The organism is Streptomyces sp. NPDC055103 (assembly GCF_053607625.1).
In genome coordinates, this window is the sequence record NZ_JBSGTX010000015.1 from 117,918 (window position 1) to 126,999 (window position 9,082).

At 70.0% G+C, this 9,082-nt stretch carries 9 protein-coding genes; 7 read left to right on the forward strand and 2 right to left on the reverse strand.

Annotation, left to right across the window (positions count from 1 at the left end):
- The first annotated feature begins 62 nt into the window (after positions 1-62).
- The gene (locus tag ACWFR1_RS12955) at positions 63-1,481 is read left to right on the forward strand and encodes an FAD-dependent oxidoreductase (protein ID WP_453549873.1); all 1,419 of its coding nucleotides are present in this window, start codon (positions 63-65) and stop codon (positions 1,479-1,481) included.
- Here ACWFR1_RS12955 and ACWFR1_RS12960 read toward each other — a convergent pair whose 3' ends face one another.
- Entirely contained in the window at positions 1,482-1,946 is a 465-nt protein-coding gene (locus ACWFR1_RS12960; RefSeq protein WP_453549875.1) for a hypothetical protein, read from the reverse strand.
- A 95-nt stretch (positions 1,947-2,041) separates the two neighbouring features.
- Between ACWFR1_RS12960 and ACWFR1_RS12965 the strand changes: the two genes are divergently transcribed.
- The 3 genes from ACWFR1_RS12965 (at position 2,042) to ACWFR1_RS12975 (ending at position 4,237) form a co-directional block, all read left to right on the forward strand.
- Complete coding sequence (locus tag ACWFR1_RS12965; protein ID WP_453549877.1) at positions 2,042-2,377, forward strand: YnfA family protein; 336 nt, start codon at positions 2,042-2,044, stop codon at positions 2,375-2,377.
- Positions 2,378-2,445: 68 nt separating this feature from the next.
- Positions 2,446-3,210 (forward strand): SDR family NAD(P)-dependent oxidoreductase, encoded by a 765-nt coding sequence (locus tag ACWFR1_RS12970; protein WP_453549879.1) that lies wholly within the window; start codon positions 2,446-2,448, stop codon positions 3,208-3,210.
- 145 nt (positions 3,211-3,355) lie between these two features.
- Complete coding sequence (locus tag ACWFR1_RS12975; RefSeq protein WP_453549882.1) at positions 3,356-4,237, forward strand: hypothetical protein; 882 nt, start codon at positions 3,356-3,358, stop codon at positions 4,235-4,237.
- A 53-nt stretch (positions 4,238-4,290) separates the two neighbouring features.
- On the opposite strand, the gene ACWFR1_RS12980 is transcribed toward ACWFR1_RS12975, so the two are convergent.
- The gene (locus tag ACWFR1_RS12980) at positions 4,291-5,484 is read right to left on the reverse strand and encodes an RtcB family protein (protein WP_453549883.1); all 1,194 of its coding nucleotides are present in this window, start codon (positions 5,482-5,484) and stop codon (positions 4,291-4,293) included.
- 174 nt (positions 5,485-5,658) lie between these two features.
- Here ACWFR1_RS12980 and ACWFR1_RS12985 point away from each other — a divergent pair, with 174 nt between their 5' ends.
- The 3 genes from ACWFR1_RS12985 to ACWFR1_RS12995 all read left to right on the forward strand — a co-directional run bounded on the left by ACWFR1_RS12985 (position 5,659) and on the right by ACWFR1_RS12995 (position 8,994).
- On the forward strand, positions 5,659-6,648 hold the full coding sequence (locus ACWFR1_RS12985; protein ID WP_453549886.1) for a DUF3558 domain-containing protein: 990 nt from the start codon (positions 5,659-5,661) through the stop codon (positions 6,646-6,648).
- Between the two features lie 139 nt (positions 6,649-6,787).
- Entirely contained in the window at positions 6,788-7,525 is a 738-nt protein-coding gene (locus ACWFR1_RS12990) for a DUF3558 domain-containing protein (RefSeq protein ID WP_453549888.1), read from the forward strand.
- A 143-nt stretch (positions 7,526-7,668) separates the two neighbouring features.
- Positions 7,669-8,994 (forward strand): DUF2637 domain-containing protein, encoded by a 1,326-nt coding sequence (locus tag ACWFR1_RS12995; protein WP_453549890.1) that lies wholly within the window; start codon positions 7,669-7,671, stop codon positions 8,992-8,994.
- The last annotated feature ends 88 nt before the right edge of the window (positions 8,995-9,082 follow it).

The following is a 9,082-nucleotide window of genomic DNA, read 5'->3' on the forward strand; positions in this document are numbered from 1 at the left end:
GTTGCCAACAAGCGTTGACCAACGGGCGTTGGCCAACGGTCGTGGACCCCCTGGAGGCAGCCATGAGCACCACCACGGACACGGACGTACTCGTCATCGGCGCGGGCCCCACCGGCCTGCTGCTCGCCGGCGACCTCGCCGCCGCCGGCATCGACGTCACCCTCGTCGAGCGCCGCCCACCCGACCGCGGCAACCTCACCCGAGCCTTCGGCGTGCACGCCCGCACCCTGGAACAGCTCGACGCCCGCGGCCTCGCGGACGAGCTCCTCACCACCGGCACGACCCTCACCCGGATGCGCCTCTTCGACCACCTCGAACTGGACCTCACCCGACTGCCCAGCCGCTTCAACCACCTGCTCATCACCCCGCAGTACGAGGTCGAGCGACTCCTCGAACGCCGAGCCGCCGCCGCGGGCGTCACCTTCCGGTACGGGACGGAGCTCCGCGGCCTGCGCCAGGACCCCGACACCGTCACCGCCGAGCTCAGCGACCCCGACGGCACACCCCGCACCCTCAGCGCCCGCCACCTGGTCGGCACCGACGGCCACCGCAGCACCGTGCGCTCCGCCCTGGGCCTGCCCTTCCCCGGCGGCTCCGTGATCCGCTCCCTCGTCCTCGCCGACGTCCGCCTCACCGAGGAGCCCACCGAAACGCTCACGGTCAGCGGCTCCGGAGACGCCTTCGCCTTCCTCGCCCCCTTCGGCGACGGCTACTACCGGGTCATGGGCTGGAACCGCACCCGCCAGGTCCCCGACAGCGAGCCCGTCGACCTCGACGAGCTCCGCGAGATCGCCCGCACCGCACTCGGCAGCGACTACGGCATGCACGACGCCCGCTGGATCTCCCGCTTCCACAGCGACGAGCGCCAGGCCCCGGCGTACCGCGCGGGCCGCGTCTTCCTCGCGGGCGACGCCGCCCACGTCCACTCCCCCGCCGGCGGACAAGGCATGAACACCGGCCTCCAGGACGCCGCCAACCTCTCCTGGAAGCTCATCGCCGTCCTGCGCGGCGAAGCCCCCGACCCCGAGGCACTCCTCGACAGCTACGAGTCCGAGCGACACCCGGTCGGCGCCATGGTGCTACGCAGCAGCGGCGCGCTCGTGCGCCTCGCGATGGCCCGCACCCCGCTCACCCGAGCCGCCCGCGCCATCGCCGCCCGCTTTCTGAACACGGTCGGCCCCGCCTCCGCCCGAGCGCTGGGCATGATCAGCGGACTGGGCATCGCCTACGCACCACCGGCGGGCTCCCGCCGCCCGGCGGGCCGACGCGCACCCGACCTCCACCTACGCGAGGGCCGGCTCCACGAACTGCTGCGCGAGGGCGAGTTCGTCCTGATCACTCCGGAGGGCGCGACCCCCTCCCTGCCACCGACGGCCCCGTTCGCACCCGAGCGCCTGATACGGGCCACCTGGCCGGACCGGTCCCGCCGCGACACGGTACTGATCCGCCCCGACAGCTACATCCACTGGACGACCCGCTGATCAGAAGACGTACGGATCCCCGGTGGCCAGCACCAGAACCCGATGCCGGTCGTTCCCCGGATTCCGATCGGCCGCCGCCCCGTCCCGCCAGGCCGTACTGATCTCCACCGTCAACTCGTCCGGGAGACCCGCGGTCCGCAGATCGAGCGCCAGCTCACCGACACCCCCCGCGGCCCGCAACTCACCCGTCCGGCAGGACACCACACGGTCACTGCTCCACAGACACGCCGTCGGCAGCTCCTGACCCCCCGCCATCGGCACGGAGAAAGCGAGCCGGACCGTCGCCTGAGAGAGATCGGAGGGCCCGTGGTTCCCACTGACCAGCCACACACCGACCCGCCCGTCCCACAGGGAGACATGCCCGTGGTGGGCAAGATCCGCCTCGACCCCCACGGCACCGGCACTCACACCCGCACCCATCACCACGGAGACCGCGAGCACGGCCCCGAGCACAGACTTCCGCATGAAACGCATAAGCCCAAAATACCCACATCACACCCATTCCCCTGACACCCCGTCAGGCAGCGTGTCCCAAGGCCCCCCTCTGACACGCTCCCCCCATGCTGATCGCCCGCTCCGCCACCCTCTTCGCCCTCGCCGCCCTCTTCGAGATCGGCGGCGCCTGGCTCGTCTGGCAAGGCGTACGCGAACACCGCGGCTGGATCTGGATCGGCGCCGGCATCCTCGCCCTCGGCGTCTACGGCTTCGTCGCCACCCTCCAGCCCGACGCCGAGTTCGGCCGCATCCTCGCCGCCTACGGAGGCGTCTTCGTCGCCGGCTCACTCCTCTGGGGCATGGCCGCCGACGGCTACCGACCCGACCGCTGGGACATCATCGGCGCACTCATCTGCCTCGCCGGCATGGCCGTGATCATGTACGCCCCCCGCAGCCGCTGACCCACATCCCCGCCACCTATCCTGACCGGGCGATCCACGTAATCGACCACCTGCGCGAGGAGCACGCCATGACCGCCCCCGGTACCCCCATCGCCGTCATCACCGGAGCGAGCAGCGGAATCGGCGCCGCCACGGCCAAGCAGCTGGCCGCCGCCGGCTACCGCGTCGTGCTCACCGCCCGCCGCAAGGACCGCATCGAGGAACTCGCCGCCGAGATCAACGACGCCGGCCACCAGGCCACCGCCTACGCCCTCGACGTCACCGACCGCGCCGCCGTCGACGAGTTCGCCAGCGCCTTCCGCGCCCTCGCGGTCCTCGTCAACAACGCCGGCGGCGCCCTCGGAGCCGACTCCGTCGCCACCGCCGACCCCGAGGACTGGCGCCGGATGTACGAGGTCAACGTCCTCGGCACCCTCCACATGACCCAGGCTCTGCTCCCCGCCCTCACCGCGAGCGGCGACGGCACGGTCGTCGTCCTCTCCTCCACCGCGGGCCACTCCACCTACGAGGGCGGCGCCGGCTACGTCGCCGCCAAGAACGGCGCCCGCGTCCTCGCCGAGACCCTCCGCCTGGAGATCGTCGGCACTCCGGTCCGCGTCATCGAGATCGCCCCCGGCATGGTCAAGACGGACGAGTTCGCCACGACCCGCTTCCGCGGCGACACCGAGAAGGCGGCCAAGGTCTACGCGGGCGTGGCCGAACCCCTCACCGCGGACGACGTGGCCGACACCATCACCTGGGCCTGCACCCGCCCGCCGCACGTCAACATCGACCTCCTGGTAGTCCGCCCCCGAGCCCAGGCCTCCAACACCAAGGTCCACCGCGAGCTGTAACTCCACGATCGAGTGAACCCACCCGATCACCGGGACGACACCCGAAGACCCGACCTAACGTCGAGGACAACTCCATACAGAACGGCCCTCGACCGGGATTGCAGTCCCAGCCGAGGGCCTCACCACCAGGAAGGCAACACTTCCGATGGCTGAACAGGACCCTAACGTGCCCGCGCTCTTCGACACGAGCGCCCTCACGCCCACCACGTCGCCGCACTTCATGGACCTCAAGGACCCCCGCTACGCCTACATGTTCGGCTTCCTCCAAGCCGACGGCCACATGGCAGAAGGAACACGCCTGAGGGGACGCATCACCGTGGAGATCAATGCGCGGGACATCCAGATCCTGCGCGAGTTCCAAGAGCTGACCCCGTACAACTCCAGCATCACCGAGCGCACCCGGTCGACGAACTTCTCGGAGAACCATCACTCGGCGACCTGGAGCCTGTGCGCGCTGGAAGCACGCACCACGCTCAACCAGCTCGGCCTGCCCTACGGCAAGAAGTCCAAGAAGATCACGCCGCCCCGTGTGCCCTTCTCCCGCCGGGACTACCTCCGCGGCGTCATCGACGCAGACGGGTCGGTCGGCTTCACCGGCCAAGGCTTCCCGTTCATCTCTCTCACCACGTCCAGCAGCGCGGTCGGCGCCTACCTGTGCCACTACGCGAAGAAGGTCACCGGCGCGGAACGCCTGATCAAGCGAAACGCTCGTGACGGGGTCTACAACATCCTGTACACGAAGGAGGCGGCCATCCAGCTGGCCGAGCACCTCTACGCCCCCGGCTGCCTCGCCCTGGAGCGCAAGGAGAGCGCCGCCGCGTCCCTGGCCTCTTGGGTGCGTCCGCCCGAGATGAAGGTGCGGCCTCCCCGGAAACCGTGGACCGCCGAAGCCGACCGCATCCTGCTCGCGGCCCCCACTCTGGCCGACGCGGCAGCCGAACTGGGCCGGTCCCAAAGCAGCTGCCAGGTGCGTCGCTGGCGCCTGGTGAACGGCATCGAACCGTCACCTCCGCCGTACGGCCTTTAAGCCACGAACAGACGGCCCCGGCACAGTGTGCCGGGGCCGTCCGCTGCCCGTACTCAGCCCTTCACGCAGATGAACTGCTTCAGCTTCGCGACGACCTCGACGAGGTCCCGCTGCTGCTCCATCACCTGCTCGATCGGCTTGTACGCGGCCGGGATCTCGTCCACGACGCCGGAGTCCTTACGGCACTCCACGCCCCGCGTCTGCTCCTCCAGGTCCCGCACCGTGAAGCGCCGCTTCGCCGCACTCCGGCTCATCCTGCGGCCCGCGCCATGCGAGGCGGAGTTGAAGGCCTTCTCGTTGCCGAGCCCCTTCACGATGTACGAGCTGGTGCCCATCGACCCGGGGATGATCCCGAAGTCGCCACGGCCGGCGCGGATCGCGCCCTTCCGCGTGACCAGCAGGTCCATACCCTCGTACTGCTCCTCCGCCACGTAGTTGTGGTGGCAGGAGATCTCCGTCTCGAAGGTCACCTTCGCCTTCCGGAACTCCTTGCGGATCACTTCCTTCAGGAGCGCCATCATGAGCGCGCGGTTGTACTTCGCGTACTCCTGCGCCCAGTACAGATCGTTGCGGTAGTCAGCCATCTGCGGGGTGTCCGAGACGAACACCGCCAGATCCCGGTCGACCAGGCCCTGGTTGTGCGGCAGCTTCTGCGCCACGCCGATGTGGTGCTCGGCCAGCTCCTTGCCGACGTTGCGGGAGCCGGAGTGCAGCATCAGCCAGACCGAACCTGACTGATCAAGACAGATTTCGATCATATGGTTCCCGCTTCCGAGCGTTCCCATCTGCTGTTCTGCACGTCCACGACGGAATTTGACCGATTCCGCGATCCCGTCGAACCGCGACCAGAAGTCCCCCCACCCCGCCGTAGGGAACTGGTACAGCCGCCCCGGGTCCACCGCCTCCCGGTGCAGCCCGCGCCCCACCGGGATCGCCTGCTCGATCTTCGACCGGAGCCGTGACAGATCGCCCGGCAGGTCGTTCGCCGTCAGCGAGGACTTGACCGCCGACATGCCGCAGCCGATGTCCACGCCGACCGCCGCCGGACACACCGCCCCCTGCATCGCGATCACCGAGCCGACCGTCGCACCCTTGCCGTAGTGCACGTCCGGCATCACGGCCAGGCCCTTGATCCACGGCAGCGTCGCCGTGTTCCGCAGCTGCTGCATGGCGCCGTCGTCGACCGTGGAAGGATCGGTCCACATCCGGATGGGTACTTTCGCCCCCGGTACCTCTACGTACGACATACTTCCTCGATTCCCCCGATAAGTCTGATAACGCAAAAACCGGCGCCAAAGCCCGTACAGGTGACAGCGGACCGGCATCAACAGCTGCGTGTGCGATAGACATTGTGTCCACCGGCCGGGTTCGCGCGGCAAACAGTTTTCGGGAAAGACTTCGGGAGAAGGGAGCCTGGGACCGTGCAGCGAAAGAGGTACGCCCCCGGCCGCACCGGGTCCACGGCACGTACCGCCGCCATCCTCACCAGCGTCCTCGGGCTGGGCCTCGGGCTCGGCCTCACCGGCTGCTCGGCGGGTGCCACGACGGACGACATCGCCGTCGACTCCAAGGCCGGCCCCGCCGCACCCGTCGCGCCCCCCGGTCGCTACCGCACGCTCTTCGAGCCCTGCGGCTCCGTCCCGCAGGCCACGCTGAAGGACCTGCTCCCGGGCGCCGCCGCACTGGCCGACCCCGAGCGCGGCAAGGCGTACCGCGGCGTCGCGGCGGTCACGTACGACACGGACCGGCGCGTCGGCTGCACGTGGAAGGCCGACAGCCCGGAGACCTCGCACCGGCTCGTCCTCGACGTCGAGCGGGTCGTGTCGTACGACCCCGCTGTCAGCGACGACACCAAGGCCCAGGAGGTGTACCTCCGCAAGCAGCTCGCGGCGGGCATCGCCGTCCCCGTACCGTCCACGCCCCCGCCGACGACCCCGCCCACGCCCACCGGCACGGCCACGGGCGCGACCACCGGCACCGCCGACCCCAAGAGCACGACGAGCACCACGGGCACGGCGAGCACGGCGAGCACGACGAGCACCACCGTGCCGCCGAGCAAGACCCCGCCCGCCGAGGGCCCCACCATCACCGTCCCGACGCCGGGGACACCCACCACGGGAACGGCCCCGGCGGGCACCCCGACGCCCACTCCCACGCCGACCTCCACCGGCCTGGAGCCCCGCGTCCTCGACGGCCTCGGCGACATCGCGTACCTCGACGACGTCCTGAGTACGGTCGGTGCGAGCGGCCATCGGCGTGCCGTCAGCGTGGTGTTCCGCACATCCAACGTCATCGTGACGGTCTCCTACCGGGAGCAGACGACCGGTTCCGCGGAGGCCCCCGACAGCGGAGAACTGCAGGAAAAGGCCCGGAATCTGGCCCGGATGCTCGCCGAGCGCCTGGAGGAGTAGCCGTTCGCTTCCGATCCGTGAGCGGACGGCGACCACGTAACGTGTCGGCGTACCCGTGGCCGCCCGATGGCCGTGGCCGCCCGATGGCCCAGGCTGCCGACCGGCCGGCCGGACCGTACGACAAGCGACTGAAGGAACCATGCAGCGATCAGCCCCGCGACTCCCCCGCATACTCGCCTGCGCAGCCGTCCCGGTGATGCTCGTCGTCGCCGGCTGCTCCTCGGACTCGGGTGGCAGTGGCGACTCCGGCACGAAGGGGGGCCAGGACAAGACCTCCGTGTCGGCGTCCGCCGCCCCGACTCCCTCGCCGACGCCGACGGTCGCGCCGGCGAAGTTCGCGAAGTTGCCGGAGGTCTGCAAGGCGATCTCCGCGAAGACGACCGACGCGCTGGTGCCCAAGGCGAAGAGCAAGAAGGGCACGCCCGCCGCGTCCAGTGACCTGGCCAGCCGTGGCGGCTGCTCGTGGAACGGTCTCGACGACAACGGCGTGGACGGTTCGCAGTACCGCTGGCTCGACGTGTCGTTCTACCGGTACGAGTCGGACGTCTCGCTGGGCAGTGGCGAGGAGCGCGCGCGGGAGAACCTGACGAAGGAGCTCGCGAAGATCCAGGAGACCCCCGGTGCGAAGTCGCTTCGCACCACGACGGCCTCGGGCATCGGCGACGAGGCGCAGGCCGTCGCGTACAAGCTGCGGAAGACGGACGAGGACTTCGTCTACGCCTCCGTCGTCGCGCGTACGGGCAATGTGCTGGTCCTGCTCTCGTACAACGGCGCCGGTTACGCGGGTGCCGACACCCCGACGGACAAGAAGATCATGGACGGCGCGGTGAAGGCGGCCAAGGAGGCCGTGACCGCCGTCGCGGCAGCCAACAAGTAGCCGGCGGGTAGCCAACAAGTAGTCACAAACCAGCGCGGAGTGGCACTTCTGTGCGGAGCCCGTCCCTCCCCCGAGGGCCGGGCTCCGTGTGCATGTGCCACTCTGTGCGCGCGAGATGTCGTTTGACGGGGAGGGGATCGCGGGTGGCCGCGATGCAGCTGACACGCACACACCGAATACTCATCGGCCTCGTCATCGCCGGTGCGCTGATCATCGCGGGGATCGGTTTCGCGGGTTCGTACGCCGCGGTCCGCGAGCTCGCGGTGGACAAGGGCTTCGGCACCTTCTCGTACTTCTTCCCCATCGGGATCGACGCGGGCATCTGTGTTCTGCTCGCTCTCGATCTGCTGCTGACCTGGCTGCGGATCCCGTTCCCGTTGCTGCGCCAGACCGCCTGGGTGCTGACGGCGGCGACGATCGCCTTCAACGGCGCCGCCGCCTGGCCGGACCCGCTGGGTGTCGGTATGCACGCGGTGATCCCGATCCTGTTCGTGGTGTCCGTGGAGGCCGCGCGTCACGCGGTGGGCCGTATCGCGGACATCACGGCCGACAAGCACATGGAGGGCGTCCGGCTCACGCGCTGGCTGCTGTCCCCGGTGCCGACGTTCCGGTTGTGGCGCCGGATGAAGCTCTGGGAGCTCCGCTCGTACGAGCAGGTCATCAAGCTGGAGCAGGAGCGGTTGATCTATCAGGCGCGGCTGCAGGCCCGTTTCGGTCGCGGCTGGCGTCGCAAGGCTCCGGTGGAGGCGTTGATGCCGCTGCGTCTGGCCCGGTACGGGGTGCCGCTGGCGGAGACGGCGGCGGCGGGCCTGGCGGCGGCGGGCATCGAGCCGGCTCTCCTTCCACCGGAGCCTCAGCAGCCCCAGCAGGCGCTGCAGCAGCAGTCGGTGCACGCGGCGCTCCCGATCCAGGCGGGTCCGGCGGTCCAGGTGGCCCCCGGGGTCCAGCCCCAGCAGCTGCCGCAGGTTCCCCAGCAGCCGCAGGCCCAGCTCGCTCAGCAGCAGGCGCAGCAGCAGCCTCAGGCGGGTCTGCACGGCGAGGCGGAGGCCCCGAACCACGACAGTCCGTGGTTCCAGTCTCCGCAGCTCCCGTCCGAGGCTCACGAGACGGCGTACGACCCGCGGTACGTCGACGGTCTGGCCCCGACGCCGGTGGCCGTGCCGCTCGGCCCCGAGGACATCCCGCTCCCGGACCCGCGCCACGAGCAGGGCCCGGAGGCGTTCGAGCCGTACCCGGAGTACGTCGAGGAGCCCGAGCCCCGGGTCGACGACTTCGAGGAGACGGTCTACAAGATCACGTGGTCGTACGCCCACGAGCACAAGCGGTTCCCCGGCGAGGGTGAGCTGGAGCAGCTGGTGGCTGCGCACTACGGCGTTCCGGAGTTCCCCGACACGGACGTGCTGCACCAGCTGACGCCGGTGATCCAGCAGCGCATCGAGCAGGAGATGGCCGACTTCGACACGGCCTGACGGCCGCGAGGTCATGTGAAAGGGCCGCCACCCGGGATCCGGGTGGCGGCCCAGTCAAAAGCTAACGTGCTCACGTGCTCACATGCTC